We start from the raw sequence: 26,598 nt of genomic DNA on the forward strand, positions 1-26,598 counted from the left end.
CCGGCCTAGCGCTTTTCGCTGTCGTCGTCTTCAAGGGCACGCATCACTCGCCGCAGGATCACGCCGCGCGCCTTGTCGTCCGCCGCACCTTCGAGCTTCGCCCGCAGATCGAGGGAAAACTCGGCGAGGTCGTTGTGCCAGTCGCGCCCGCGCAGGGATTCCTGCCCCAGGCGGTGCGGCACCGGGCGGAACTGCAGCTTGCTTTCGCCGGCCAGCAGGTCGACGACATCGTCGAGCTGCGGGATGATGATGCGTTCTCCGGGAACACCGCTCTCCTGCAGGCCGGCGCGCATGGCCTCCAGCGCTTCTTCCTCGCCGTGGGTCAGGAAGATCGCCGACTTCACCGGCAGACGCGCGCGCACCCAGGACAGCAGTTGATCGCCGTCGGCGTGACCGGAATAGACGTCGATCTGCCGGATCGCCGCGTTGACCCGCACGTCCTCGCCCTGGATCTTCACCGCTGAGACGCCGCGCTGCAGCAGCGAGCCCAGCGTGCCGGGCGCCTGGTAGCCGACCAGCAGGACGGTGGCATTGTTGCGCCACAGATTTTGCTTCAGGTGATGGCGGATGCGCCCGGCGTCGCACATGCCGCTGCCGGCCATGATGATGGCGCCGCCGGTAAAGCGCGCGATGACCTTGCTTTCCGCCACCGATTCGGTGAAGCGGATGTTGGGCCGGCGGAACAGGTCCGGCACTTTCGCGGTGTCCTCCAGCATATCGGCGTTCTTCAAAAACACCTTGGTCGCCTTGATGGCGAGCGGCGAATCGAGGAACACCGGCACCTTGGGCAGCTCACCCCTGTCGAACAGGACCGAGAGGTCGAGCAGCAGTTCCTGCGTGCGCTCGACGGCGAAGACCGGGATCAGCAGGTTGCCGCCTCGCTGCAGCGCCGTCTTTACCTCGTGAGCGAGGATCTGGCGCCGCTTCTCGGGCGAGACGTCGCCGCGCTTCCTGCCACCGTAGGTCGATTCGCAGCAGACGAAGTCGAAATTGTCCGGCGCATCGGGATCGGGATGGAACAGCTTGTGCTCGGGACCGATGTCGCCGGAGAACAGCAGGCGCAGGACGCGGGGGCTGCGCTGGCCGGTCGCGATTTCCACCTCGATGGAGGCGGCCCCGAGGATATGCCCGGCGTTCCAGAAGCGTGCCCGCACGCCGTCGCCGACCTCACGCCAGCTTTCATAGGCGACGTTGGAGAAGGCCTGCAGTGCCGTGTCGACGTCGTCGCGGGTATACATCGGCTCGACCGCCGGGCGGCCGCGCTGCACGTTGCGGCGGTTCAGCCGCTCGACCTCGGTCTCCTGGATGTAGGCGCTGTCGGGCAGCATGTAGGACAGCAGGTCGAAACTGCCCTCGGTGGCGAAGATCGTTCCCTTGAAGCCCTGCTTCACCAGCTTGGGGAGGAGACCTGAGTGGTCGATGTGGGCATGCGTCAGAAGGACGAAGTCGATCTTGGCCGGGTCGAAGGGAAAGGCGCCGTAGTTCAGCTCCTTCAGGGTCTTGGAGCCCTGGAACATGCCGCAGTCGACGAGAAACTGGCAGCGCTCGGTCTGCATCCAGTAGCAGGAGCCGGTGACCGTGCCGGCCGCCCCGCAGAAACTCAACAGCATGTGGCAATCCTGAAACGCGAAGCTACCCGCATCTGGCTTAGCCCCATCGCGCCCCTAAGTCAAAGCATGGCGGCAGCGCTCATTCGGCGGTGACGAAGTTGGGCTCCGGCAATTCGACGGTGGCGCCTCCTTCGGCCTTCACCGTCTCGGCCAAGACGATCCACTTCCTGAGGTCGAAGTGTGCCGGTTTGGCACCGAAGCAGTCCTGCTTCACCTTTGCGAAGAGTTCCAGCGCGGCGTCCAGGCGTTCGGCGCGGCCTTCCCACTCCAGGGTCCGGAAACGCATGTCATCGGTAACCGCCGACAGCAGGGCTACCAGCGCGCCCTCGTAGGGATGCATCAGCGGCATCACCCGCGGCACCGACACCGGCCAGTCGGCGGGGATCGCCGGCGCGTCCTGCTGCCAGGCCCAGATCGCCCGCAGCAGGCGCCAGTCGGCCTCGGCCGCCACGTAGTCGCCGACGGCATGGTGAAGGCGCGCGCGCATGTAGTGGTAGGGCACCTCGACCAGGCGGTCCATCGCCGCCAGCTCGATCGCCGAGGTCAGCAGGTGGATGGCGCCGGCCAGCGCCTCCTGGTGCTCCGCGGCGGTGGTGCGCCGGCGCAGCAGGTCGCCCTGGGCATCACGCGGTCGAGACAGAGCCAGCCGCGCCCAGAGATAGCGCCCCAGGGACTCCTCCCAATGGCGCCGGCCCTCCTTCTCGTAATGAGCGACGCGACGCAGACCGCGATCAGCGATCGGATTGAGCTCGAAGCCCTGCCAGTCGACCTGCCAACCAATGTAGCTGCTGTGCGGGCTGGGCAGGCGGTCGCCGGTGGTCATCCACACCTCGTCGCGCCACGGCCGTCGCTTGGGATCGGCGCGCACGATGCTGCCGAGCTGGCCGTAGACCTTGCGCGGCACGCGGCCGTAGGCGCGTTCGGCCGCCAGCGCGTCCGGCGGCGCTGGCAGGGCGGTGCGGATTCTCTCCAGCATGCCGTCGCGGCTGGACGACAGCCAGTCGATCGCCCAGTCGACGTCGATACGCTGATGGCCCGCGTCGGCCTTCAGCGCGGCGGAGATCGACTCGAAGCGCGCGTGGGTCTCCAGCCACTTGCCGAAGGTCGGCGTGAAGTGATTGTCCTCCGCGCCGAAGTGCCGCTCTGCCATATCGGGATGCAGGAAATGGTTGGTTTGAGCCACGGCTTCGCCCGCGTGCACGGTAACGCGCACGCGCTCGCCGTTTACCTCGATGCGCCGCGCCGCGCCGGTCTTGGCGTCGGAGACGAAGAAGGTCCAGGCGGCAAAGTGGCGCGTCGACTTGGCAATGTCGACCGCGTCGTCGACGCTGGCCGCCTCGCGCAGCATGCGCTGCTGCACGAAGGGCGCGATGTCGCCGTGGTCGAACAGGAAGCCGCTCTCGACCTCCGTGGTCGACATCTGGTGGAGGGCGACGGCGAGGCCGACATCGTTGAGGCCGCTGATGCCTCCGGGATAGATGAGGCCGGCGGTGCCGAAGGCGGCGTACCTGTGCCAGGCAGGATTTTCCTCGGTCTCGTCGATGAGCGAGAGCACCGGCGCGTTGTTCCAGTTGTAGAGATCGGCATCGAGATTGCGCGCGTGCAGGTGCAGGCCGTCGGCGGCGAGGTCCGCCGGTACGGCAAAGCCGGTACAGGCGAAGTCCATGCGGGTGTTGGTGCCGGCCAGGGCCTGCAGTGCGGCGCCGACCTCCTGCTGCCTGGCGGGATCGTCCTTGGCCGCTTCCAGGTAGTTCCTGGTTTCCGCGTCGCTGAGGCGAGAGGCGACCAGGGCCAGCACGCCCGGGGCCTTGCGCGCGCGCAGGCCCGGGATGGTGAAGGCATGCAGCGTCCCGTCGACGACGTTTCCGACCTCGATGGCGATGATGGCGTCGCGCACCTCCAGGTCGGAGAACTGGGGAGCGCCGGCACCGGCCCGGTAGCCCTCGCCGAGCGCCTTCACGGCGTCGCGGAACTCGTTGCTGCAGTGCTCCAGAACGCGGTCGCTGTAGGCACGGTAGAGCGCCGCGGCAATCTTGCTGAAGGTCTTGCTCTCCAGGTTCACGCCGCGCGCGATGGTGGCGACGATTTCCGGGAACGCGCCGGCCTCCATCTCGCGCGCCAGCAGCCGGCCATGGTCGTAGGCAATGTCGGCAAAACGGCCGCGCTGCTTCAGCACGAAGAAGGGCTGGCCGGCGACGGTCAGGCGCCGGAGGCTGCTCTGCGCCCGCCCCTCTCCCGGCGCCAAGGTGTGTACCTTGTCGAGGCCCTTGATCTCCTGCGCCATGCTGCCCTCCCCTGCTTGCGGCTGCAGCATAGCAAAGAGCCCGATGGGCCGCCTTGGCGCAGTGGGGGAAGTCACAATTCGCTCGCCCCGGCGCCGATTTGACGTCGATCAATGCCCGTCCCGGCAAAAGCGGGTCTGCTCGGCCACTATCCGCGTCCGAGTCCCCCTACTGACTTTGCCAACCAGAAAGAGCGTTGCCCGATGACCCATGTCCCCCACGAGTTGCACGACGAGTTTCCCGAGGCCGGCGAGGCCCTGCATCGGCTGAAGATCGAGAATGCCCACTTCGCCAAGCTGGCCGACGAATACCACGAGGTTAATCGGGAGATTCACCGGATCGAGGCCGACGTGGAAGCCGCCTCCGATGAGCGCGCCGAGGCGCTGAAGAAGCGCCGCCTGGTCTTGAAGGACGAGATCGCCGGGATCCTGCGCGCCGCCGTCTGACCCGATGCCTCTCTAGCAGACGGCGGCCCGGTCGGCCGCCAGTTCTGCCGGCTCGGCCGGCTGCAGCAGTTCCGCCTCCCCCGGCGTCGTGGTGAAGAACTGTCCCGCCAGCACCATGTCCACCTGGCCGTCGCCGTTACGCGACAACGGCAGGTGCAGGCGCTTGGTCCAATGGAATTCCTTGTCGACCCAGCGGAAGTGACCTTCCGAATAAACCGGCACGGTGCGGTTCACCACCATGCCGTAGAGCCGACGGGTGAAAGTCAGGGTGGCACCACTGGTCAGCCGGTCGACGCTCCAGCCGGTGTAGTCGAAACCGTGAGCGGCGACGATCGCGGTGCCGACGACCCGGTAGCGGATCTCGCGGCCGCCGGCGCCTACCTCCGCGAGGATGAGGTTCTTCAGCAGGCCCGGCATGTCGGCCGGCTCGAAGGCCGCCCGTGGCATCGCCGTCAAGGCGTCACTGCGCGTCAGCCAGTAGTCGTAGAGAGACCGCAGCTGCGGATGCGCAATCCGTCGGCGAAAAGATGGCTCGGTCGATTCAGGTCGATCCAGCAGGCTGCATCCTCCAAAGGGGTACGGCAGGCAGTGCCTATCGCGGCGGCCTGCGACCGCTGGGCCCAGCCCGACAATTGTAAAGGCCGGCCAAAGGCTTTGTCAGGAATTCATTGCGTAACTTTATGGCGTTCAGCAAGGGATAAAACTCGCGTTAAGCGCGCCGCGGGCCGCCTAGAAGCGGTCGATCACCGTGAAGCCCAGGGTATCGAAACGCCCCATTGAAGCCAGGACGCCGCCCGCATCCTCGAGGGCAACCGTCCGAGTCACCAGGCGGCCGGGATCCAGTCGCCCGGCAGCGACCAGGCGAAGCATCCCTGCGAAGTGATGCGCCGGCATCCCTTTGCTGCCATAGATCTCAAGCTCTCCACCGATCACGTCGTCGATCGGCACCTGAAGCTTGCCCCCCGCCTGTCCTGAGGTCATGCCGATCTGCAGGTGCCGGCCGCGCTTTGCCAGACTGCGGACGGCGTTTTCGCAGGTCTGCTGGATACCCAGGGCATCGACCGAGACCTGTGCCCCGCCGCCGGTCAGTTCCCGCACGGCCGACACCGGATCGTCGACTTCTGAGGCGTTGACGGTGGCTACCGCCCCCAGTTCCCTGGCGAGATCCAGCTTCTCCACGCCAATGTCGACCGCGATGACCTGGGCGCCCAGGCAGTTGGCGATTTCGACGACCGACAGCCCGATACCGCCGCAGCCGTAGACCACGATCCATTCCCCGGCACCTAAGTGCACCCTGTCGGTCAGGCCGTGGAATGCGGTCATGAAGCGACACCCCATACCGGCGCCGGCCAAAAAGCTGACCTCCTCGGGCAGGACGACGAGATTCAGGTCGGCCTTGTCGACGGCGACATATTCCGCGAAACCACCCCAGGAGCGGAAACCCGGCATGACCGGACTGTCGCAGAGGTGAGAAAGGCCGCCATGGCACCGGGGACAGCTGCCGTCACCGCCGCTGAAGGGGACGATGACACGCTGGCCCGGGACGAAGCGGCTCACCTCCGGCCCGATGGCTTCGACGACACCGCACATCTCGTGCCCCAGAACATGCGGAAGCCTGAGGAAACCGGGCCAGTGCTCGGCCCAGGCATGCCAGTCGCTGCGGCATATACCATTTGCCGCCACTTTGATGACGGCGCCCGCCCTGGATGGGTCGGGCGTGGGGACGTCCCTCACAACAAGGGGGGCATTGTAGGATTCGAGGACCGCAGCCTTCATTGCGCGACAAACTCCAGCAGGAGAACTTCCTGAATCATTGCGGCCTGTCGCTCATCTCGAGATGCAGTGCCTCGCCTTCGTAGGGATGGGCGCGCGCTACTTCTTCGTCGATCTCGACGCCGAGGCCAGGGGCGTCGGGGGGAATCACATAGCCTGCTTCCCAACGGATCGGGCTTTTCAGAAGCTCCGCATGGAATCCGCCCCAGGTCTTGATGGACTCCAGGATCAGGAAGTTTGGGCTGCAGGTGCTGATCTGAATGTTCGCCGCCCCGACAACAGGGCCACAGTAGAGATGCGGTGCGATCTGGGCATAGTGGGTCTCCGCCATACCGGCGATCTTCTTGGCCTCCAGGATTCCGCCGACCCGACCCAGGTTCATTTGCAGAATGGCCGCGGCCCGCGACTGCAGAAGCGCCGCGAACTCGTACTTCGTGGTGAGGCGCTCGCCGCTGGCCACCGGGATCGACGTCGCCCGGGCGACCTGCCCCATGGCGCCCGGCATCTCCGGCGGCGTCGGCTCTTCGAACCACAAGGGATCGTAGGGCTCGATGCGGCGCGCCAGCCTGATCGCCCCCGCCGGAGTCATCTGTCCGTGGGTGCCAAACAGCAGATCGCAGGCGGAGCCCACGGCTTCCCGCAGGCGCTTCATGAACAACTCGCTGCAATCCAGCGCCGCGAGCGACAGCTGCCGCGGGTCGAATGCGCTATAGGGCCCGGCGGGATCGAATTTTACGGCGGTGAACCCCAGTGCCAGGTATTCGCTGGCGCGCTGCGCCGCCAGATCGGGATCGCTGTAGACGCGGTCACCTTCGCCAGGCTCGGGATAGAGATAGGTGTAGCTGCGCAGCCGATCATGCACCTTGCCGCCCAGCAGGTCGTAAACGGGCCGACCCAGTTCCTTCCCGATGATGTCCCAGCAGGCCATCTCGATGCCGCTCAGTACTGCCAGCAGGGAGGTATCCGGTCGCTGGGTGTAGCCGCTACTGTAAATGCGGCGCCACAGCTGTTCGATCCGGAAGGGGTCAGCGCCGATCACCATCCGCTCGCAGACATCCGCGATCATGCGCTCGACGACCCGAGGGTGGAACGGAACCGAGTAGATTTCGCCGACACCCTCAACGCCGCCATCGGTCGTCAGCTTCACAAACACCCAGTAACGCCCGCCGAAGTGCGGCGGCGGTGTGCCGACGACAAAGACCTCGAAGCTGCTCACCTTCATGGACGGGCCCCTCAACGCTCGCTGGCCCCGACGGCGGTGCCAGGGAGATGGAAGGTCAATCGATTACGCGACCGCAGGACAATTCCCGTCAAGACGGGAAATTGAATGCGACCCGCAGAAAGCCGCTGGACAGCGCCAAGCGCAGAGCTTCTCCTGGCGCAGGGAGACACAGGAAGTGGAGAGACCGGCATGAGAATCGCATTCGTAGGCCTTGGCAATGTGGGCTTCCCGCTGGCGCAGAACCTGCTGCGAGCCGGCCATGAGATGACGGTCTTCGATCTTGACGCAAGTCGTGCAGCGCCCCTGGTCGGGCAGGGGGCGATCCTGGCGCCGTCTCTTCCTGCCGCCGCCGCAGGCGCGGAGGTTGCCATAACCTCGCTGCCAAATCCGGCAGCGGTGGCCGCCGTTGTGCCCGGCGACCAGGGCCTGCTCTCTGCGCTTTCGGCGGGTAGCCTCTGGATCGAGATGAGCACCACCGATGCCGAGGACATGCGGCGCTACGCGGCAGAGGCGGCAAAGCGAGACATCGACGCGCTGGAAGCGCCGGTCACCGGCGGCGTAAACCGCGCCTGGACCGGCGAGATATCTATCCTGGTGGGGGGAGACGAAGGAGTCTTTGCACGCTACCGGCCCCTGCTCGCGGCGATGGGTGGCGAGATCGAGCACATGGGACCGATCGGCGCCGCTTCTATCGTGAAGGTGATCACCAACGTGCTGGCCTTCGCCCACCTCTGGGCCAGCGGCGAGGCCTTGATGCTGGCCAAGCGGGCCGGCGTCGACCTCGCCAAGGCCTATCACGGCATCCGTATCTCGTCGGGCAATTCCTTCGCCCATGAAACGGAGGGGCAACTGGTCCTCAATGGGTCCTACAACTGCGCCTTCACCATGGCTCTGGCGATGAAGGACTACAACCTAGCCCTGACCCTTGCGCGCGATACCGGGACGCCGCTGCCGATGGCAGAACTGGTGCATGAGATTTTCACCAAAGCCAGCGACACCTATGGCGAACAGGCATGGTCGACAATGGCGGTGAAACTGCTGGAAGACCAACTGGAAGAGCCGCTCCGGGCGCCGGGCTTCCCCGCAGTGCTGCCGGGCACCGGCGACCGCTAGCCGGCTCTGCACTCCGGCAGAATGATTCAATCCGGTCCCGAAAGGCTCTGGTTCGCGCGGGCGTCGTAGGGGCCGCCGGGGGTCAGCGACAGGCCGGTGAGCCGGCGGTCCAGATGGCGGCTGCGCCAGGCCAGCAGCTTCTCGGCCATCTCCACCCGCACGGCCAAGTGCGCCGGATCGCCGGCCAGGTTGTGCAATTCGGCCGGATCTTCCTCAAGGTCGAACAGCAGGGGCGGTAGCCCGGCGAAGTGGACGTACTTATAGCGCTCGCCCCGGATGGCCGCGAGAGAGCAGTCGTCGAGATCGACGCCCAGCGCGCGTTGCGGCACGCCCGACGCCACCTCGCGGAAATCGAACTCCCAATGCGCCTCGCGGCGCCAGTCCGCCGGCCGTTCGCCGCGGAGAAAGGGCGTCAGCGCGCGCCCGTCGGCCGGGCCATCACGCCGCGCGCCGGCCGCTTCCAGGATGGTCGGCATCACGTCAACCGCCTCGGTGAAGGCCGTGACCTTGCCGCCAAAGCCTTCCGGGAGGCGCGGGTCGCGGATGACGAGTGGGACGTGGTAGGCCTGATCGAAATAGCCAAACTTGCCCAGCGTCCAGTGGTCGCCCATCATCTCGCCGTGGTCCGAGGTCAACGCGATGACGGTATTGTCCCAGGTGCCGGCCGCCTTCAGCCCTTCGACGAGGCGGCCGATCTGGCGGTCGACCTCCGAAATCATGCCCCAGTAGGTGGCGCGCACGCGACGGAAGGCTTCTTCCGGCCAGTCGGCCACCCGGCGCTCACCGTCGGCAAGGAGGCAGAAAGAGGACCCCTTGGTCGTGTCCAGCCAGTAACGCAGGTAGGGATGCTGCGTTGCCTCGGCATCCGTGTCCGCCGCCTTGTTGAAGGCCGGACCGTCGGCCGGGTCATACATCGTGTTGAAGGGCTCCGGCACCACGAAAGGGGGGTGCGGACGCAGAAAGGAGACATGTGCGCACCAGGGCGCGTTCTTCGGCTGGATCGCCAACCAGTCCAGGAAGGCGCCGGTGAGGAAGGCGGTTTCCGTTTCGTCCTGGCTGAAGCGCGGCGGCGCACCGTTCGGCAGCGCTGGGCGCCCGGACTCCGGCCAGAACAATGCCCAGCGACTGTCGTCCGCCGGTACCGCGTGGCCGCGCCCCTGCATCCAGGCGAACCACGCGCCGTTGTCCTCCGGCAGCTTCACGCCGACATCGAACCCTGGCAGCACCTCCTCATAGGTGACGAGGCGCGGATCGTCCGGCGCGGCGGTGCGTGGATCGACCGCCTGGTCGGTGTAGCCGAAGAGGGTCGGCCGGTAGCCCTTGCGGCGCAGCGCCTTGGCGATGTTGTCGTGGCGCGCGTCCAGCGGGGTGCCGTTGCGCAGCACCCGGTGGTTCATCTGGTAGAGGCCGGTATAGAGCGAAGCGCGGCCCGGGGAGCACGGCGCCGCCTGAGAGAAATGGCGCAGAAACGCGACTCCCTCGGCCGCCAGGGCGTCGATCGCCGGCGTGCGCAGCACCGGATGCCCCGCCAGGCCCAGGCAGTCGCCGCGCCACTGGTCGGCGGTAATCAGCAGGATGTTCGGCGTCATGACCCGCAGCGGCTCCCAAGATGAGAAATCACTCGCGCGATTCACCACGCTTCGCGGCGCAAGGCAACTGCAGACGCATGCCCCGGGACAACCGGTGTCCGCCGCCGCCTTCTGCTTGGCCGCCGGCGCCCTCGCCACTTGCCAGGATCGGCAGCGCCGCCTATGCCTTGTCGGAGGACGATCACGGCAAGGCAGACGAGGCGGGGAGGAATGAAGGATTCGACACGAGCCTGGCAGCGCATGCTCTCCGGGCGCCGGCTCGACCTGCTCGACCCCTCGCCGCTCGACATCGAGATCGAGGACATCGCCCACGGCCTTGCTCGCGTCGCCCGCTGGAACGGCCAGACCTCCGGCGACACCGCCTTTTCGGTTGCCCAGCACAGCCTGCTGGTCGACGACATCGTCGCCGGCCTGCGCCCCAGGCTGGGTGCCGCCGGCCATCTCTCCGCCGTCCTCCATGACGCTGCCGAATACGTCATCGGCGATCTCATCACGCCTTTTAAGTCCGCCGTCGGGCCCGGCTACAAAGGACTGGAGCATCGGCTGATGACCGCGATCCGCCTGCGCTTTGGCCTGCCACCGGAAGAATCCGAGGACCTCAAGACGCTCATCAAGCGCGCCGACCGCATCGCCGCCTACCTGGAGGCCACCCAGCTGGCCGGCTTTTCGCCCAGCGAAGCGCGCCGGCTGTTCGGCCATCACAAGCGATTCGACGGCATTACGCTGGCGCCCTGGCCCGCCGCCAAGGCGAAGCACCTTTTCATTGAACGCTACACCGCCCTCGCAAAAGGCTTATAATCAATTCGACAAAGTGCTAACCTTTGCGCGGGGAAGGGCGGGGGCTCTTCTTCCGTTAGTGGTATTATTTTTTAAGTATTTACGTCCGCTGCCTGCCCTGCCCGGGCCGGGCAGCACGGGGGGCGCGAGATATGAATTTTGTCGATTCTCTGGACGAGCCCTTGCTCGCCGAGCTCTACCGATATTGGTCGCAGTGCCGGGGGGAACGCTTTGCGCCGGCACGCAACAATATCGATCCCGTCGATATTCCGCACCTGCTGCCCCATGTCGCCCTTTGCGAAATCGTCAGCGACGGCAATGGGCCGGGGCGGCGCTTCCGCTACCGCCTCGCCGGCACGCAGATCGAGGAACGCTTCGGCTGCACACTGACAAACCGTTACCTGGACGAAGTGAAACACGGCCCTTACCTGGACTACATCGTCGGTCTCTACGAGCGCATCATCGCCGAAAGAATGCCGGTCTACTCGGAAGGCTGCTTCCGCGATGGCGATCAGAACACCCTCTGGGCCAAGCGCCTCATGCTTCCGCTCAGCGAGGACGGCGCCGAGGTGACCATGGTGCTGGCGGGAATCGTCTACGTGACCAGCGATCCGGGCTTCCGCACCACCATTCTGCGCGTTCAGAACGGCTTCCACCCTTCGGGCCCGGAGGCCCGCTGACTCTGGCGGGGACCTGCGCGATACCGCCATGCCCCGCCGCGCAGGCGAGCCGTCACGGCCGGTGGGCCCAAAACTGTCCCAGACGTTGCATTGGTTCCGTTAATGCCATCATGCTATCGAGATGACAGCGCAGCACGAGACCGCCAGTCCAGGCAGCGCCACCCTGCGGAAGACCGGGTCAGGCCATCATGGTGCAGTTGATTGCGGATAGGGATCGAGGCCGTCCGGTCGGGCCGGTCGTGGCGAATGGATTCGCGTTTTTGTCGCCGGTCCTGACAGACGCGCTGGGCTACTGGGAGTCGATCAGGGGCGAAGCGGCCTTTCCGCGCCGCGACGCCATGGCGCCGGAGGAAATCGTAGCCCTTTGGCCCCATCTCCTGATGGTCGATGTCATCGACGGGGGCGCCGACTACTACATTCGCCTTTTCGGCCAGAATCTGGTGAATACCTACGGTGAGCAGACCGGCAGGCGCCACTCCGAAGCCAAGGTGCCTGACGTGATACGCGACCGTTCCAGGCAGCTGTTCGACTTTTGCCGCGAGCACACGGCGCCCGCCTATGCTTACTGGCCCGAATCGCCTTCCGGGCGGCGGCCCTTCATCGACGTCGAGGCGCTCTGCCTGCCGCTGTCCAGCGACGGCGTAACGCTCGACCGGCTGATGTCGCTGAACGTGAACACCCGCCACCCGCGCTAGCCGGCAGGACCCTTGCGCTGCACTAAAAACCTGCCGATAAGGGGCAGCCATTCCGCACCGTCTCCAAGGACCGCGCCCCGCCTTGTCCTCCGTGCCGCTCGCCCTCGCCCTGCTATCGCTGCTGATCTGGGTCTACCTGCTGACCCTGCGCGGCGGTTTCTGGCGCTCCGCCGAACGGCTCGACCAGCCGGCGCCGGCGCGGGACAACGCACCGTCGGTCGCCGCCGTGGTGCCGGCCCGCAACGAAGCCGACGTCATAGGCGATAGCCTCGGCTCCCTGCTGGCGCAGGACTATCCCGGGCGGCTGTCGGTGATCCTGGTCGACGACCACAGCGAGGACGGCACCGCCGCCGTCGCCGAGGCCGCCGCCGCAGCGAGCGGCCAAGCCGGGCGCTTCACCCTGTTGTGCGCCGCGCCGCTGCCCCAGGGCTGGACCGGCAAGCTGTGGGCGCTGCACCAGGGCAGCGAGGCCGCCGCGCCCGACAGCGATTACCTGTGGTTCAGCGATGCCGACATCCGCCAGCCACCCGACGCACTGCGTCGCCTCGTCGCCAAGGCGGAGACAGAGCAGCGCGACCTTGTCTCGCTGATGGTGGCGCTCAGTTGCAGCGGCTTCTGGGAGCGCCTGCTGATCCCGCCCTTCATCTACTTCTTCCAGAAGCTCTACCCCTTCGCCTGGGTGAAGGACCCGAAGAAGGCGACCGCGGCGGCGGCCGGCGGCTGCGTCCTGATCCGCCGCGCGGCACTGGCGCGGATCGGCGGCGTTGCGGCCATCCGCCATGCCCTGATCGACGATTGCACCCTGGCCGGCGCGGTGAAGCAGAGCCGCCCGGCCGAGAGCGGCGGCATCTGGCTGGGCCTCGCCACCGAGGCGCGATCCATCCGCCCCTACAGCGGCCTTGGCGTCATCTGGGACATGGTCGCGCGCAGCGCCTACAACCAGCTGCGCCACTCGCCGCTGCTGCTCGCTGGCACCCTGGTCGGCATGGTGGTGACCTACCTTGTGCCGCCGCTGCTGCTGCTCGCCTGGCCCTGGCACCAGGACGGCGCGGCGGCGCTGCTCGGTGCGCTGACCTGGCTGCTCATGGCGTTCTCCCTGCTGCCGACGCTGAAACTCTATCGCCAGCCGGCCTGGCTGGCGCCCCTGCTGCCGCTGGCCGCTGCCCTCTACAGCGCGATGACATTCGATTCCGCGCTGCGCCACTGGCGCGGCCGGGGCGGCCAGTGGAAGGGCCGCGTGCAGGACCACCATGTGGGTTAGCCCCGCCCGCCCAGGCCGTTTATGATCGGGACCGATGACTGACACCCATGTCAAAAACGCCGCCGTGAAAAGCGCTGCCGTCGAAACACCGTCCGGTAAAGGGGCGGCGGACGAGAACTTCCCGGTCGGCTCCTGGCTGCTGCCGGCGGCGCTGCGGCCGCACGTAGCGGTTTACTACGCCTTCGCGCGTGCCATCGACGACATCGCCGACAACCCGGCGCTGGCACCCGACGATAAGATCGAACGGCTCTCGGCCTTCGAAGCGGCACTGCAAGACGCCGACGCCGATCGTCCTGGACTCGAGAAAGCCAGCCGCCTGCGCGCGAGCCTCGCCGCCACCGGCTTGCCAACCGCGCGCGGCACCGACCTCATTGCCGCCTTCAAGCAGGATGCGGTGAAGACGCGCTACGCCGACTGGGGCGAGCTCATCGACTACTGCCGACTCTCCGCCAATCCGGTCGGTCGCTACCTTCTGGACCTGCACGGCGAGGACCCGGCGGGCTACGGCGCCTCCGACGCCCTGTGCACCGTGCTGCAGATCCTTAACCACCTGCAGGACTGCCAGGACGACTACCACGTACTGGACCGCGTTTATCTGCCGGGCGATTGGCTGGCCGCCGAAGGCCTGGACGTGACGGTGCTGGACCAGCATGTGAGTCCGCCCGGCTTCCGCCGCGTGCTCGACCGCTGCCTCGACGGCGTCGGGCGTCTGCTGGCGGAGGCCGAAACGCTGCCCGGCCAGCTGCGCTCCACGCGTCTCGCCATGGAATCCGCCGTCATCGTCCGGCTCGCCCAGCGGCTGACGGCATTGCTGCGCAAAGGCGATCCGCTGGCCAGGCGAGTCGCCCTGGGCAAGCCTGATTTCGTACTCTGCGGCATGAAAGGCGTCGTCTCCGTGCAAGCTGTCCGCCTGTTCGGGCAGCGGCGACCTGCGGAGCTGCGGCGATGACCGACACGGCGGCGATGGGCGAAACCGCGGAAGCCCATGTGCGCAGCGTCGCGACGCGCTCCGGCTCCTCCTTTCTCTGGGGCATGCGCCTGCTGCCACGCCCGCGCCGCGCCGCGATGTACGCGATCTACGCCTTCTGCCGCGAGGTCGACGACATCGCCGATGAAGGCGGCACGCCGGAACAGAAGCAGCGCGACCTCGCCGCCTGGCGCGAGGAGATCGAGCGCCTCTATGCCGGCCGCCCGACTTGCCCGACCACCCGGGCGCTGCTCCACCCGATCAAGGTCTACAATCTGCCGAAAGAGGAGTTCCTCGCCGTGATCGACGGCATGGAAATGGACGCCCGCGAAGACATACGCGCACCCAGCCTCGAGGACTTCCGCCTCTACTGCCGCCGCGTCGCCGGCGCGGTCGGTGTGCTGTCCGTTCACGCCTTCGGTGCCAACGAACCGGAAGCGCGCGATCTTGCCTTGGCCGAAGGCGACGCCCTGCAGTTCACCAACATCCTGCGCGACGTCGCCGAGGACGCCGAGCGCGGCCGCCTCTATCTTCCGCGCGAACTGCTGCGGCGCCATGGTATCGAGTCCGACGATCCCATGACGGTACTGCACGACCCGCGCCTGCCCGCCGTCTGCCGCGACCTCGCCGCCCTGGCCGAGGAACGCTTCACCGAGGCCGAGCGCCTGATGGCACGCTGCCGGCGCGGGCCGATGCGTCCGGCGCGCATCATGCTGGCGGTCTACCGCCGCCTGCTGCACCGCCTGCGGCAGGACGACTGGCAAGACGTGACGGCGCGCGTCAGCCTGCCCAAGGCCGAGAAGCTTTGGATCGCGCTGAGGAGTTGCTTCTGAGCCATGGGTGAGACCGCCGCCCATCGCCGTGCCCATGTCGTCGGCGCCGGCATTGCCGGACTCTCGGCGGCACTGCGACTCGCCAAGGCCGGCTGGCGCGTCACGCTCTACGAAGCGGCGGCACAGGCGGGCGGGCGCTGCCGTTCCTATGTCGATGCCAAGCTGGAGCGCAGCATCGACAACGGCAACCACATGCTACTGGCCGCCAACACGGCGGCGCTGGGTTTCGTCGCGGAGATCGGCGCATCCGACCGCCTGACCCGGCCGACCGAGGCGGCTTTCCCCTTTCTCGACCTCGCCAGCGGCGAAAGCTGGACGCTGACCCCCGGCAAAGGACCGATCCCCTGGTGGATCTTCGACAAGGCGCGCCGCATCCCCGGCACCGGCGCCGGCGACTACTTCGGCGCCTGGAAGCTCGCTTTCGCGGGTGCGGACGACACCGTCGCCGACTGTCTGGCCCGGAAGGGAGGCGACCGCGGCGTGTTGTGGCGGCGTTTCTGGGTGCCGCTGACCGTCGCCGCGCTGAACACCCACCCGCGCGAGGCCTCGGCGCGCCTCCTCTGGCTGGTGGTGCGCGAGTCCTTCGCCAAGGGTGCCGAGGCCTGCCGTCCCTTCGTCGCGCGGCGCGGCCTCAGCGACGTCTTCGTCAACCCGGCGCTCGACGTGATCCACGGCCTCGGCGGCGAAATCGGCTTCAACCACCGCCTGCGCGCCGTCATCCATGACGACGCCCGCGTCACCGCCCTCGACTTCGGCGACCACAAGGTCGAGGTGCCCCCGGGCGATGGCGTGGTGCTGGCCCTGCCGCCCGGCGCCACCGGCGATCTGGTTCCCGGTCTCGCCGTGCCGCGCGACGCCCGGCCCATCGTGAACGCCCATATCCGCCTGCCGGAGGGCGTTCGTCCGGCCCGCTCCCTCGCACCGGATCTCCCCATCCTGGGCCTGGTCGGCGGGTCTGCCGACTGGCTGTTCCTGCGCGACGACGTGGTCAGCCTGACGGTCAGCGCGGCGGAAGACCTGGCCGAACAGCCGGCCGAGACCATCGCCGGCCTCATGTGGCGCGACACCGCCAGGGCCCTCGGCCTCGACCCGGCCTCAGCGGCCTCAGCTCAGCCCGTCATCCGGATCATCAAGGAGAAGCGGGCGACCCTGGCCCAGACGCCGGCGGCTCTGAAGTTGCGTCCCGGGCCGCGCACCCGCTGGGCCAACCTGGCACTGGCCGGCGACTGGACCGATACCGGCTACCCGGCGACCATCGACTCGGCGGTGCGTTCTGGAGCCGCGGCGGCCGCCATCGTCGCAAAACCCTGAAGAAATTATGGATTTTGCCCTTTCGGGCGGTCCGCCGGCGCCCGAGCAGGCTTGCCAGGGCCTTTCCGTATGGTCAAAATCCCGTCAAGAACCGCTGATTCGCAACGGCGGGTCGGGGGAAAGCAGACAGGCCGGAGGAAGTCGCCCAGCGGAAGTCACCGGGGACTTCGACTTTCATTGCATGAGGCCGATTGGGCTTAACACCACGATGACCAGCAGTATCGTAGCCAAAGACCGCGACGCTTCTTCCATACCACCCGCCGCCCCGCTTCCGGACATCGACGCCGTCGATGCCCTGGTGGAAGAGATGCGTGCGGCCTTGAAGGTTGAGCAGCGGCCGGACGGCCATTGGCTGTTCGAGCTGGAGGCGGACGCCACCATCCCCGCCGAGTACATCTTCCTGCAGCACTTCCTCGGCCAGGTCGACACCGCGAAATTCCAGGACCTCGAACCCAGGCTCGCCGCCCATCTGCGCGCCATCCAGGGCGCCCACGGCGGCTGGCCGCTGTTCCACAACGGCGACCTGGACGTCAGCGCCAGCGTGAAGGCGTACTTCGCGTTGAAGCTGGCCGGCGACCACCCCGACGCGCCGCACATGGTGCGCGCCCGCGAGGCGATCCTCGCCGCCGGCGGCGCCGCGCAGTCCAACGTCTTCACCCGCATCGCGCTCGCCCTCTTCGGCCAGGTGCCGTGGCGGGCGGTGCCGGAGATGCCGGTGGAGATCATGCTGCTGCCGCGCTGGTTCCCCTTCCACCTCTCCAAGGTGTCGTACTGGTCGCGCACGGTGATCGCGCCGCTGCTGGTGGTCATGGACAAGAAGCCGCGGGCGGCCAACCCGCGCGGTGTCTCCATCCGTGAACTGTTCCTGGAGGACCCGGCGCGCTCGGTCTACCAGATGAATGCCACCGGCAGCCCGCTGGGCGCCATTTTCGCCGGCATCGACCGGGTGCTGCGGCTCAGCGATCCGCTGCGGCCGCGCGCCAAGCGACAGAAGGCGATCAACGCGGCGATGGAGTTCGTGAAGGAGCGCCTGAACGGCGAAGACGGCCTGGGCGGTATCTTCCCCGCCATGGCCAATGCCGCCATGGCCTTCCACGTGCTCGGCTACGACTGGGAGGACCCCGACTACCGCCTGACGCGCGAGGCGATCGACCGCCTGCTGTTCTACCGCGCCGACGGCACCGTCACCTGCCAACCTTGCCTGTCGCCGATCTGGGATACCTGCCTCGCCGCCCACGCCATGCTGGAAGCCGGCGAGCCGGGTGACAGCGACACCTTCACCCGCGCATTCGACTGGCTGCTGGAGCGCGAGATCACCGAGGTGCGCGGCGACTGGGCCTGGCGGCGCGCCGAGGCGCCGGTCGGCGGCTGGCCGTTCCAGTACAACAATGCCCACTATCCGGACGTCGACGACACCGCAGTGGTGGTGATGGCGATGGACCGCGCCGGTTCCGAGGCCAGCAAGCCGGCCATGGAGCGCGCGGCCAAGTGGGTCATCGCCATGCAGAGCAAAAACGGCGGCTGGGGCGCCTTCGATGCCGACAACGAGTTCCAATACCTGAACCACATCCCCTTCGCTGACCATGGCGCTCTGCTGGACCCGCCGACGGTCGACGTCTCTGCGCGCTGCCTCTCCATGCTGGCGCAGCTGGGCTACGGGCGCGACAACACCGTGGTGCGCCGCGGCATCGACTACGTAAAGCGCGAGCAGGAGGAAGACGGCTCCTGGTACGGCCGCTGGGGCGTGAACTACGTCTACGGGACCTGGTCGGTGCTCTGCGCCCTCAACGCCTGCGACGAGGACATGCAGGCGCCCTACATCCGCAAAGCCGTCGCCTGGCTGGAAAGCCGGCAGCAGCCCGACGGCGGCTGGGGCGAAGACTGCGCCACCTACTGGCCCGAGCGGCGCGACGAAGCCAAGGGCTCGACCGCCTCGCAGACCGCCTGGGCGCTGTTGGGCCTGATGGCCGCCGGCGAGGTCGACAGCGACGCCGTGCGCCGCGGCATCGCCTACCTGCAGACGCTGCCGCGCCAAGCGTCGCGCTGGGCCGAGGACTATTGGACAGGCAACGGCTTCCCGCGCGTGTTCTATCTGAAATACCACGGCTACAGCGCCTATTTCCCGCTGTGGGCCCTGGCGCGCTACCGCAACCTGGTGCGCAGCAACCAGCGCCGTGTCAGCCACGGCATGTAGCCAGTGGTACCGGCCGCGCAGCAAAGCTCCTTCCGCAAGATCGGTGTCGTCACCGGGCTCGCCTCAGAGGCGGTGGTCGCCAATGCGCTGCTCGGCAACAGTGAGGCGCCCGTGGCGATCGCCTGCGCCGGCGCCAGCACCGATCGAGCCGCGGCGCGCGCGCGCCAGTTGGTCGAGAACGGCGTCGAGGCGCTGCTCAGCTTCGGCATCGCCGGCGCCCTCTCGCCTGATCCCGCCTGTGGCGACCTGGTGATCGCCGACAGCGTTCGCGGTGCCGACGGCAGCACGTACCGTTGCGATTCCGCATGGTGCCGCACACTCGGTGCCGAGCTGGATTCCAACGTTCTGCCGCACCGCGTAGGAGCGTTGCTGGCCAGCCCTCGGACGCTGCTGCACGCCGCCGACAAGCAGAAGGCCTATCTGGAAAGCGGCTGCCTCGCCGTCGACATGGAATCCGGTGCCGTCGCCGCGGTGGCGGCGGAAGCGGCATTGCCTTTCCTCGCCGTGCGCGCCATCGCCGATACGGCACGAGACGATCTGCCGGCGTTGGTGGAAAACGCGGTGCGGCCCGACGGCATGCCGGCGATCGGCCGTGCAGTGGCCGGCCTCATCCGGCGGCCCTGGGAACTTCGGGCGGTGCTCAGGCTCGCACGCCAGAGCGAACTGGCGCTCGCCCGCCTCAGGATGCTGGAATCGGTAAAGAGCGCGCTATTCGGCGGCTTCTGAGGGGGAACCGGCTTTGGCGGGCTTGCCCTTGCCTGATTCTTTCAGAGCTTCTTCGACGAAATCCTCGAAGGCATAGACCGCCGGCCGCTGCTTGGAGAAATCGAGCTCCGGAGCCATCTCTCCCTCGGTGCTGACTCCCTGGAGCGCCACTTTCAGCGCCTTCAGCGGATTGGCCACGGTGTCGGCGACGGCAGTGCCTTCGTAGCCGCAGTGGACCATGCAGTTGGCGCACTTCTCGTAGTTACCGGTGCCGTACTGCTCCCAGGCCGTCTCTTCCATCAGCGCCTTGAAGCTCGGGGCATAGCCCTCGTTCACCAGGTAGCAGGGCCGCTGCCAGCCGAACACGTTGCGCGTCGGGTTGCTCCACGGCGTGCACTCGTAGGTCTGGTTGCCGGCGAGGAAATCGAGGAACAGGCTGGACTGCGAGAAGCGCCACTTGCGCCCCTTGCCGCGCCGGAAAACGTCGCGGAACAGCTCCTTGGTCTGGCGCCGGCTGAGGAAATGCGCCTGGTCCGGCGCGCGCTCGTAGGCATACCCCGGCGAGATGGTGACACCCTCGACGCCGAGGTCGCGGGCGAAATCCATGAATTCGGCGACCTCGTCGGCCTTGGCGTTGTTGAACAGCGTGCAGTTCACGTTCACGCGAAACCCGCGGTCGCGCGCCAGCTCGATCGCCTTCACCGCGCGCTTGAAGACGCCCTTCTGGTCGACCGCGCGGTCGTGCTCCTCCTCCAGGCCGTCGAGGTGGATGGAGAAGGTCAGGTACTTACTGGGTTTGTACTCGTCGATCTTCTTGGCCAGCAGCAGCGCGTTCGTGCAGAGGTAAACGAAGCGCTTGCGCTTCACCAGTTCCGCAACGATCTCCGGCATCTCCTTGTGGATCAGCGGCTCGCCGCCGGGAATGGAGACGATCGGCGCGCCGCTCTCCTCCACCGCCTCGATGCACTCGGCGACCGACAGGCGCCGGTTCAGAATTTCGTCGGGATAGTCGATCTTGCCGCAGCCCGGACAGGCAAGGTTGCAGCGGAACAGCGGCTCCAGCATGAGGACCAGCGGATAGCGGTCGTTGCCCGTGAGGCGCTGCTTCATGATGTAGGCGCCGACGCGCAACTGCTGAATAAGGGGGACGGCCAAAAGATGCCTCTCCAAGCGGGTGGGCGGGGAACGTGTCGTGTAGGAAGGCCCCCCTGTCCGGCGCCAGTCTACCGATTTTGCGGCGCAACACCACCCCATTTGGACTAGGGATTTAGAGGCAGAGGGGGCCGCTGCGGGCGGTTTTTGGCCTCGGATACGGCTTCGGCACCTAGCCCAAGTAGCCCTCGCGCTCAAACCATGTGACGGCATCGCGGATCGCCTCGGCCGCCGGTCGGGGGGTGTAGCCGAAGGCCCGCCCGGCCTTGGCATGGGAGAAATACATCGGCTTGGCGGCCATCTTCAGGCCATCGACCGTCAGCATCGGCTCGCGCCCGCCGCGCACCCTCGCCCAGCCCTCCGAGGCATAGGCCAGCGGAAAAAGCGGCCGGCGCGGCAGCCGCAGGCGTGGAGCCCTGAGGCCGCGCAGCTCCGCCACCTGGCCCAGGATCGCCGCCAGGCCGAGGTCCTCGCCACCCAGCACGTAGCGCTCCCCTTCCTTACCCTGGTCGAAAGCCAGCAGGTGGCCGGCGGCGACGTCGTCGACATGCACCACGTTGAGGCCGGTTTCCACGAAGGCCGGCATGCGCCCGGCCGCAGCGGTCAACACCAGGCGCCCCGTCGGAGTCGGCTTCACGTCGCCCGGGCCGACGGGGGTCGAAGGGTTCACGATGACCACCGGCAGGCCCTCCTCGCGCTGCAGCTTGCGCACCGCCTCCTCGGCCAGGAACTTGCTGCGCTTGTAGCAGCCGATCATGTCGCCCAGGCAGACCGCCGTCGCTTCGTCGCCCGGGGTGCCGTCGGCCGTCTTGCCCAGCACCGCGACGGAGGAAGTGTAGACCACCCGCTCCACGCCCTGCCGCAGCGCCGCCTCCATCAGGCGGCGCGTTCCCTCGACATTCACCCGGTCCATGTCGGCGGGCCGGCGCACCCAGATGCGGTAGTCTGCGGCGACGTGGTAGAGTCCGCGGCAGCCCTGCAAGGCGGCAGCCAGCGACTCAGCGTCGGTCAGGTCACCTTCGACCAATTCGACGTCAAGGCCGGTGAGATTGCGCCGATCGCTGCCGCCGCGCACAAGACAGCGTGGCCGTTCGCCCCGGGCGACCAGCGCCCGGACGACAGCCGAACCGACGAAGCCGGTGCCTCCGGTGACGAGAACGCTCATGAGGGACAGTTTGCGCCTCCGGCGGTGACGCGACAAACGACAAATTTCTTGCAGCGAGGGTTCCACGCCATACATCTGGAGGACCCGAGAGTGAAGGATCGCGATGACGACAAATTGGCTGAGAGCCTTGCTGCTCACCCTGCTGCTGCTCGGCGTTCCGGCGGGCACGCCCGCAACGGTCCAGGCTGCGGAGACTCCTACGGCCACCGTCGAGCGGCTGAACGCGGCCCTGCTGGAGGCCATGAAGCAAGCCGAGACGCTGGGCTACCAGGGCCGCTATGACAAGCTGGCGCCGGTTCTGAAGGATAGTTTCGACTTTCCGGCCATGGCGCGCATCGCCCTGGGCGGCCACTGGAGCAGCATCAGCACCGCCCAGCAGGAAGCCTTCACCGAAGCCTTTGCCGATTACAGCATCGGCGTCTTCGCGGACCGCTTCGACGGCTACGGCGGAGAGACCTTTGAGGTCCTCGGCGAGCAGGAGGCTCGACGGGGCGCCGTCCTGGTCCAGAACCAGATCGTAAAGAGCGATGGCGAGGCGGTGGCGATCAACTATCTGACGAGACCGGAGGACGGCGGCGCCGACTGGCGCATTGTCGACACGATCCTGGGCGGCACCGCCTCCGAACTGGCCAGCCGCCGCGCCGAATACGACAGCGTCATCCAGAAGATCGGCATCGTCGCCCTCATCGATGCGCTGAAGGACAAGACCGCCGGCTTCGCGGCCCAGTAAGGGGAGACCGGATGAGGGAACGAGGCATGCCCGAGCGGAGCGTCAGAACCCTCGCCATTGTCACCGGTGACCACCATGTCCAGGACCCGACCAAGCTGGGCGCCGCCTACGGCCCGGAAGACCTGAAGGCGCATGCCGCCATGGTCGAGGCCATCGCGAGCCTGGGCCGCTTCGACATCACCGTCTACAACGATCACCGCCGGCTGTTCGAACGCCTGGCGGAACAGCGCCCGGACCTGGTGGTGAACTTCTGCGACACCGGCGTCGGCAACCGACCGACCCGCGAGTTGAACCTGCCGGCCTGGCTGGAACTGCACGACATTCCCTACACCGGTGCCACCCCGCAGGCCATGGTGCTGTGCTTCGACAAGCAGATCGTGCGTCTGGTGGCAGAGGCGCTGGGAGTCGCGGTGCCCGGCGAGGTCTTCCTGCCAGCCGGCATGCCGCGCGAGACGCTGCCCGATCTCTATCCAGCGCTCTTGAAGCCCAATGCCGCCGACGGCAGCGTCGGCATCACCAAGGACGCCGTGGTGCGCGATCAAACGGAGGCGCGCGCCTATCTCGCCTTCCTCGACCGCGAACTGCCGGGTCGCGACATCCTCTGGCAGGAGTACCTGCCGGGGCCGGAATACGGCCTGGGGCTGATCGGCAACCCAGACGCGGAGTTGGTGGCCCTGCCGCCGCTGGAGGTCGACTTCTCCCGCCTGCCGAAAGGCGCCAATCCCATCCTCTCCTTCGAGTCCAAGGCCGACCCGGCTTCGCCCTACTGGACCGAGATCAAGTTCCGCCAGGCGCGCCTCGACGACGACACCAGGGACCGCATGGAAAGCTGGGCCCGGCTGCTGTTCCGCCGCTTCGGCCTGCAGGATTACGGCCGCTTCGACTTCCGCTGCGCCGCCGACGGCGAGCCGAGGCTGATGGAGATCAATCCCAATCCCGCCTGGGCCAACGACGGCAAGCTCGCCTTCATGGCCGGCTTCGCTAAGATTCCCTATCCGCGCATGCTGGAGATGGTGATCGACGCCGCAATCCGGCGCATCGCGGTTAGCGGCTAAAGCAGCTTCCTGGGAATCGACAGCGTCCAACGGCGGTGGGCGAAGGGAGCATCATTCTCGAAAGCCTCCAGGTCGCCGGTGAACTGGAAGGTCTCGGCGGTGGCCGTCAGGCGGGTGCGGCAGTCGAGGCGCACGGACCAGCCGTCGCGGCGCAGCACCGCGCTCTGCGTGAACTCGGTCTGCGCCGAGAGCGGATCGTCCTCCAGGATGCGGTAGCGCTTCATCTGGGTGTAGCCGAGGTCGAGGTCGATTTCTTCGATGCGCGCCAGTGACGCGCCGGGAAACTCACCGGCCTCCAGGGTGTAGATCATCTCGTTGGTGGTGAGATCGATCCCGATGGTCCGCGTGAAATCGAGGTGCTGCAGCTTGCGGTGCTTGGTGCCGGGCGCGGCCAGCGGCGGTTCGAAGGCCAGCAGTGCGGCGTCTTCATCGCGCGGCGGTCGCAGCGGCAGGTCGAGGGTGCCCGTGCCGCTGCGCACCGTCAGCGTCACCGCCTCCGGCGTCGGCCAGATCATCGGCCAGTAGCCGGTGGAAAGCCCCAGGCGCAGGCGGTGGCCGGCCGGAATCACCTGGCCGAGATCGTCGAGTTGCAGCGTCACCCGGTACCACCGGCCGGGCTGCAGCGGTTCAGGCCTTTCGTGGCCGTCGCGGTGGCAGAGGTTGAGGATGCCGTAAGAGACGCGCGAGGACTTGCCGTCCGGGTGGACATCGCAGAGCCGCGCCACCAGGAAGGCGACGGGCTTGTCGGCCTTCACCTCCAGCGTCAGAACCGGCGCGCCGAGCAACTCCATCGCCTGGTCGAGGGCGTCGCTGTCGAACACCAGAGAGCCGCCGTCGTCGGCGCGCTGGTCGCGCGGCGCTTCACCGTCGGCGCCGAAGCCGCACCACTCGCCGGCGCGCACCCCGAGGGTCTGCGGCGACGAGAACGCCATCTCATGGCGCGCCGGCGACGGCGTCTCGGCGAGCGAGCCCCAGTCGAGGTACAGGCGGTGGGCCCGGATACGCGGCGACGGCCAGGACTCCTCCGCCACCCAGCGGCCGGGGCGCTCGTCGTACTGTGGTTGCGGCGCCACGCTGTCCTGCAGCCAGACGCGCAGCATCGGCTCCGCCATGATGCCGGTATCGGCGCCCTTCAGCCAGTGGTCCCACCAGCGCAGCGCCTCCTGCAGGTAGCCGATCTCCGGCCCCGGGCGGGCATCGTGCGGGAAGTTATGCGCCCAAGGCCCGATCAGGCCCTTGCGCGGCACGCTCAGGTGCTCCAACAGGCGCGGCACCGCGTTGGTGTAGCCGTCGGCCCAACCACCGATGGCATAGACCGGACAACGGATCGCACCATAGTCCTCGTTCACCGAGCCATGCTTCCAGAAATCGTCGCGCCAGGGATGACGCATCCACACTGCCGGATAGGGCTGGTTCTCCTCGATGCGTTGACGCCACAGCGCGCGCCAGCCCTCGCCGGCAATCTTGGGGTCGGGCGGCAACGCGTTATAGAGCGTCAGGATCGAGCCCCACTGCATGTTCTCATTGAGGAGACAGCCACCCTTGTAATGGGCGTCGTCGCCGTAACGGTCGTCGGCCGCACAGAGCGTGATGATGGCCTTCAAAGCCGGCGGGTTCAGCGCCGCAACCTGCAGCGCGTTGAAGCCGCCCCAGGAGATGCCGGTCATGCCGACGGCACCGCTGCACCACGGCTGCCCGGCCAGCCAGGCGATGATCGCCTGCGCATCACTTAACTCGCGCGGCGAATACTCGTCGTCCAGCACGCCGTCGGAATCGCCGCTGCCGCGTACGTCGACACGTACGGAGGCATAGCCGTGCAGGGCATAGAAGCGGTGCATCGGCTCGTCCCGGGCGCGCATGAAGTCACGCTTGCGGTAGGGAATGAACTCCAGGATCGCCGGCACCGGCACCGTGCGGGCACTGCGTGGCAGCCACAGACGCGCTGCCAGCCGCGCCCCGTCGGGCATCGGGATCCAGGCGTTCTCGATCTCCTCGATGGCACTGAGGTCGGAAAGGTCGGCGACTTCAGTCATTGGCCCCCGCGACCCCGACTCCCCCGGCCGTCTTGCGGCGGCGTCCCGGGCGCAGCTGCTGGGTCGACCAGAAGCTCAATGCCAGCCTCTCGCGCGCACGGCGGCCGGCTTCCAGGTCCCAGCAGTTCACGATGGCGAGGCGAAAACCGCCAGGCGGCATGGCGTGCTGCGCCGGCGGGCGGTCTTCGTGGAAGGTGACCTGAACCGAGGTCACCTCCGGCATTGCCCGTACCTCCTGGACCAGATCCTCGGGCGGGTGGCGATACTGCAGGCCGTGACCGCCGAACAGCACGACGCTGTAGCCCTCGCGCCGCCGGCTGTCGTCGAAGTCCCAGACGCCGTCCTTGTAGAGTCGGATCAGCGCCTCGACCCAGGGCCGGCCGCCGTAAAGGTCCGGCCACTGATCAGCGAAGCGCAGATGGGCCTCGATGATCTTCGCCCCGATGGTTTCGAAGTTCACCATGCCGGTGTAGCCGGCCAGGTTCTTCGCCAGCCAGTCGCCGCAATAGGCCTCGACCTCCGGCCTCGCCTCGGCCTGCACCACCCAATAGTCGAACATGCCGCCCTCCAGCGGCAGGCCGTAGGTGTGGCGCCACCACTTGGCCTCGCCGTTCACCACCGCGGCGTCGGAGGAGATGTGCTCGCCCTCCAACAGCGGCATCCAGATGTGGCCGGGGCGCTGGTTGGCCTTGTATTCGGCGGCGCTGCGCAGCACGCGGCTGCCGATGCCCATGCCGCGCATGTTGAAGACCGGCTTGGAGAACACCGGGAAGGCGGGCGGCATCAGGCCGTGCGGCCCGCAGGCAAAGCCCTGGCTCTCGGCCACCGAGAGCTTGTTATAGACCCATTTATATTGGGGATACCACGACCAGGCGTCGCCGTCCTCGGTGGGAACGCGAACGTCGTCGGGACAGTCCACGCCCTCGAAGTATTGCATCCGCCACGGGTCGGCTTCGCAGATGGGCATACCCTAGCCTAAGCCGCCGGCAGCCAGAATCAAAGGGC

The 26,598-nt window shown here is 67.5% G+C and carries 23 protein-coding genes; 13 read left to right on the forward strand and 10 right to left on the reverse strand.

Annotated features, from left to right (window positions below):
* Positions 1 to 5: 5 nt before the first annotated feature.
* Both WDC82_RS20475 and WDC82_RS20480 read right to left on the reverse strand, forming a co-directional pair.
* Positions 6 to 1,610, reverse strand: a complete 1,605-nt coding sequence (locus tag WDC82_RS20475) for an MBL fold metallo-hydrolase (RefSeq protein ID WP_340119260.1) — start codon at positions 1,608 to 1,610, stop codon at positions 6 to 8.
* A 79-nt stretch (positions 1,611 to 1,689) separates the two neighbouring features.
* Positions 1,690 to 3,894, reverse strand: coding sequence for a C45 family autoproteolytic acyltransferase/hydolase (locus tag WDC82_RS20480; protein WP_340119261.1), 2,205 nt, complete (start codon positions 3,892 to 3,894; stop codon positions 1,690 to 1,692).
* 201 nt (positions 3,895 to 4,095) lie between these two features.
* Between WDC82_RS20480 and WDC82_RS20485 the strand changes: the two genes are divergently transcribed.
* Positions 4,096 to 4,338: a DUF465 domain-containing protein gene (locus WDC82_RS20485; RefSeq protein WP_340119262.1), complete on the forward strand. Its 243-nt coding sequence runs from the start codon at positions 4,096 to 4,098 to the stop codon at positions 4,336 to 4,338.
* Between the two features lie 12 nt (positions 4,339 to 4,350).
* Here the strand turns inward: WDC82_RS20485 and WDC82_RS20490 are convergent, their stop codons facing one another.
* From WDC82_RS20490 to WDC82_RS20500, 3 genes are all read right to left on the reverse strand, one after another.
* Complete coding sequence (locus WDC82_RS20490; RefSeq protein ID WP_340119475.1) at positions 4,351 to 4,971, reverse strand: PAS domain-containing protein; 621 nt, start codon at positions 4,969 to 4,971, stop codon at positions 4,351 to 4,353.
* A gap of 96 nt (positions 4,972 to 5,067) precedes the next feature.
* On the reverse strand, positions 5,068 to 6,114 hold the full coding sequence (locus tag WDC82_RS20495) for a zinc-dependent alcohol dehydrogenase family protein (RefSeq protein WP_340119263.1): 1,047 nt from the start codon (positions 6,112 to 6,114) through the stop codon (positions 5,068 to 5,070).
* A 34-nt stretch (positions 6,115 to 6,148) separates the two neighbouring features.
* On the reverse strand, positions 6,149 to 7,333 hold the full coding sequence (locus WDC82_RS20500; protein ID WP_340119264.1) for a mandelate racemase/muconate lactonizing enzyme family protein: 1,185 nt from the start codon (positions 7,331 to 7,333) through the stop codon (positions 6,149 to 6,151).
* A gap of 189 nt (positions 7,334 to 7,522) precedes the next feature.
* Between WDC82_RS20500 and WDC82_RS20505 the strand changes: the two genes are divergently transcribed.
* The gene (locus WDC82_RS20505; protein ID WP_340119265.1) at positions 7,523 to 8,446 is read left to right on the forward strand and encodes an NAD(P)-dependent oxidoreductase; all 924 of its coding nucleotides are present in this window, start codon (positions 7,523 to 7,525) and stop codon (positions 8,444 to 8,446) included.
* 26 nt (positions 8,447 to 8,472) lie between these two features.
* Here the strand turns inward: WDC82_RS20505 and WDC82_RS20510 are convergent, their stop codons facing one another.
* Complete coding sequence (locus tag WDC82_RS20510; protein ID WP_340119266.1) at positions 8,473 to 10,035, reverse strand: alkaline phosphatase family protein; 1,563 nt, start codon at positions 10,033 to 10,035, stop codon at positions 8,473 to 8,475.
* Positions 10,036 to 10,245: 210 nt separating this feature from the next.
* On the opposite strand from WDC82_RS20510, the gene WDC82_RS20515 reads away from it, so the two are divergent.
* From WDC82_RS20515 to WDC82_RS20555, 9 genes are all read left to right on the forward strand, one after another.
* Positions 10,246 to 10,833: a hydrolase gene (locus WDC82_RS20515; protein ID WP_340119267.1), complete on the forward strand. Its 588-nt coding sequence runs from the start codon at positions 10,246 to 10,248 to the stop codon at positions 10,831 to 10,833.
* A 131-nt stretch (positions 10,834 to 10,964) separates the two neighbouring features.
* Complete coding sequence (locus WDC82_RS20520; protein WP_340119268.1) at positions 10,965 to 11,492, forward strand: PAS domain-containing protein; 528 nt, start codon at positions 10,965 to 10,967, stop codon at positions 11,490 to 11,492.
* Positions 11,493 to 11,752: 260 nt separating this feature from the next.
* Positions 11,753 to 12,187 carry a PAS domain-containing protein gene (locus WDC82_RS20525; RefSeq protein ID WP_340119269.1) on the forward strand — a complete coding sequence of 145 codons (435 nt, stop codon included), beginning with the start codon at positions 11,753 to 11,755 and terminating at the stop codon, positions 12,185 to 12,187.
* 91 nt (positions 12,188 to 12,278) lie between these two features.
* Positions 12,279 to 13,448, forward strand: coding sequence for a glycosyltransferase (locus WDC82_RS20530; RefSeq protein WP_340119476.1), 1,170 nt, complete (start codon positions 12,279 to 12,281; stop codon positions 13,446 to 13,448).
* A 34-nt stretch (positions 13,449 to 13,482) separates the two neighbouring features.
* Positions 13,483 to 14,397 carry a squalene synthase HpnC gene (hpnC, locus tag WDC82_RS20535; RefSeq protein ID WP_340119270.1) on the forward strand — a complete coding sequence of 305 codons (915 nt, stop codon included), beginning with the start codon at positions 13,483 to 13,485 and terminating at the stop codon, positions 14,395 to 14,397.
* Positions 14,394 to 15,248 carry a presqualene diphosphate synthase HpnD gene (hpnD, locus tag WDC82_RS20540; protein WP_340119271.1) on the forward strand — a complete coding sequence of 285 codons (855 nt, stop codon included), beginning with the start codon at positions 14,394 to 14,396 and terminating at the stop codon, positions 15,246 to 15,248. The genes hpnC and hpnD overlap by 4 nt, the downstream gene beginning before the upstream one ends.
* Before the next feature lie 3 nt (positions 15,249 to 15,251).
* A complete protein-coding gene (gene hpnE / locus WDC82_RS20545) occupies positions 15,252 to 16,559 on the forward strand; it encodes a hydroxysqualene dehydroxylase HpnE (RefSeq protein ID WP_340119272.1) in 1,308 nt (435 codons plus the stop codon).
* Positions 16,560 to 16,767: 208 nt separating this feature from the next.
* The gene (gene shc / locus WDC82_RS20550) at positions 16,768 to 18,753 is read left to right on the forward strand and encodes a squalene--hopene cyclase (protein ID WP_340119273.1); all 1,986 of its coding nucleotides are present in this window, start codon (positions 16,768 to 16,770) and stop codon (positions 18,751 to 18,753) included.
* A 3-nt stretch (positions 18,754 to 18,756) separates the two neighbouring features.
* Entirely contained in the window at positions 18,757 to 19,479 is a 723-nt protein-coding gene (locus WDC82_RS20555) for a hypothetical protein (RefSeq protein WP_340119274.1), read from the forward strand.
* On the opposite strand, the gene hpnH is transcribed toward WDC82_RS20555, so the two are convergent.
* Together hpnH and hpnA are read right to left on the reverse strand one after the other, a co-directional pair.
* Positions 19,462 to 20,613 (reverse strand): adenosyl-hopene transferase HpnH, encoded by a 1,152-nt coding sequence (hpnH, locus tag WDC82_RS20560; RefSeq protein ID WP_340119275.1) that lies wholly within the window; start codon positions 20,611 to 20,613, stop codon positions 19,462 to 19,464. The genes WDC82_RS20555 and hpnH overlap by 18 nt on opposite strands.
* Positions 20,614 to 20,782: 169 nt before the next feature.
* Positions 20,783 to 21,775 carry a hopanoid-associated sugar epimerase gene (hpnA, locus tag WDC82_RS20565; RefSeq protein ID WP_340119276.1) on the reverse strand — a complete coding sequence of 331 codons (993 nt, stop codon included), beginning with the start codon at positions 21,773 to 21,775 and terminating at the stop codon, positions 20,783 to 20,785.
* A 103-nt stretch (positions 21,776 to 21,878) separates the two neighbouring features.
* On the opposite strand from hpnA, the gene WDC82_RS20570 reads away from it, so the two are divergent.
* Positions 21,879 to 22,505 carry an ABC transporter substrate-binding protein gene (locus WDC82_RS20570; protein WP_340119277.1) on the forward strand — a complete coding sequence of 209 codons (627 nt, stop codon included), beginning with the start codon at positions 21,879 to 21,881 and terminating at the stop codon, positions 22,503 to 22,505.
* A 26-nt stretch (positions 22,506 to 22,531) separates the two neighbouring features.
* Positions 22,532 to 23,560, forward strand: coding sequence for a hypothetical protein (locus WDC82_RS20575; protein ID WP_340119278.1), 1,029 nt, complete (start codon positions 22,532 to 22,534; stop codon positions 23,558 to 23,560).
* Here WDC82_RS20575 and WDC82_RS20580 read toward each other — a convergent pair.
* Both WDC82_RS20580 and WDC82_RS20585 read right to left on the reverse strand, forming a co-directional pair.
* Complete coding sequence (locus WDC82_RS20580; RefSeq protein ID WP_340119279.1) at positions 23,557 to 25,593, reverse strand: CocE/NonD family hydrolase; 2,037 nt, start codon at positions 25,591 to 25,593, stop codon at positions 23,557 to 23,559. The two genes, WDC82_RS20575 and WDC82_RS20580, sit on opposite strands and share 4 nt — an antisense overlap.
* Positions 25,586 to 26,560 carry a hypothetical protein gene (locus WDC82_RS20585; protein WP_340119280.1) on the reverse strand — a complete coding sequence of 325 codons (975 nt, stop codon included), beginning with the start codon at positions 26,558 to 26,560 and terminating at the stop codon, positions 25,586 to 25,588. Before WDC82_RS20585 ends, WDC82_RS20580 begins: the two co-directional genes overlap by 8 nt.
* Positions 26,561 to 26,598 lie beyond the last annotated feature (38 nt).

Origin of the sequence: Pelagibius sp. 7325 (assembly GCF_037652055.1) — a bacterium.
GTDB lineage: Bacteria > Pseudomonadota > Alphaproteobacteria > Kiloniellales > Kiloniellaceae > Pelagibius.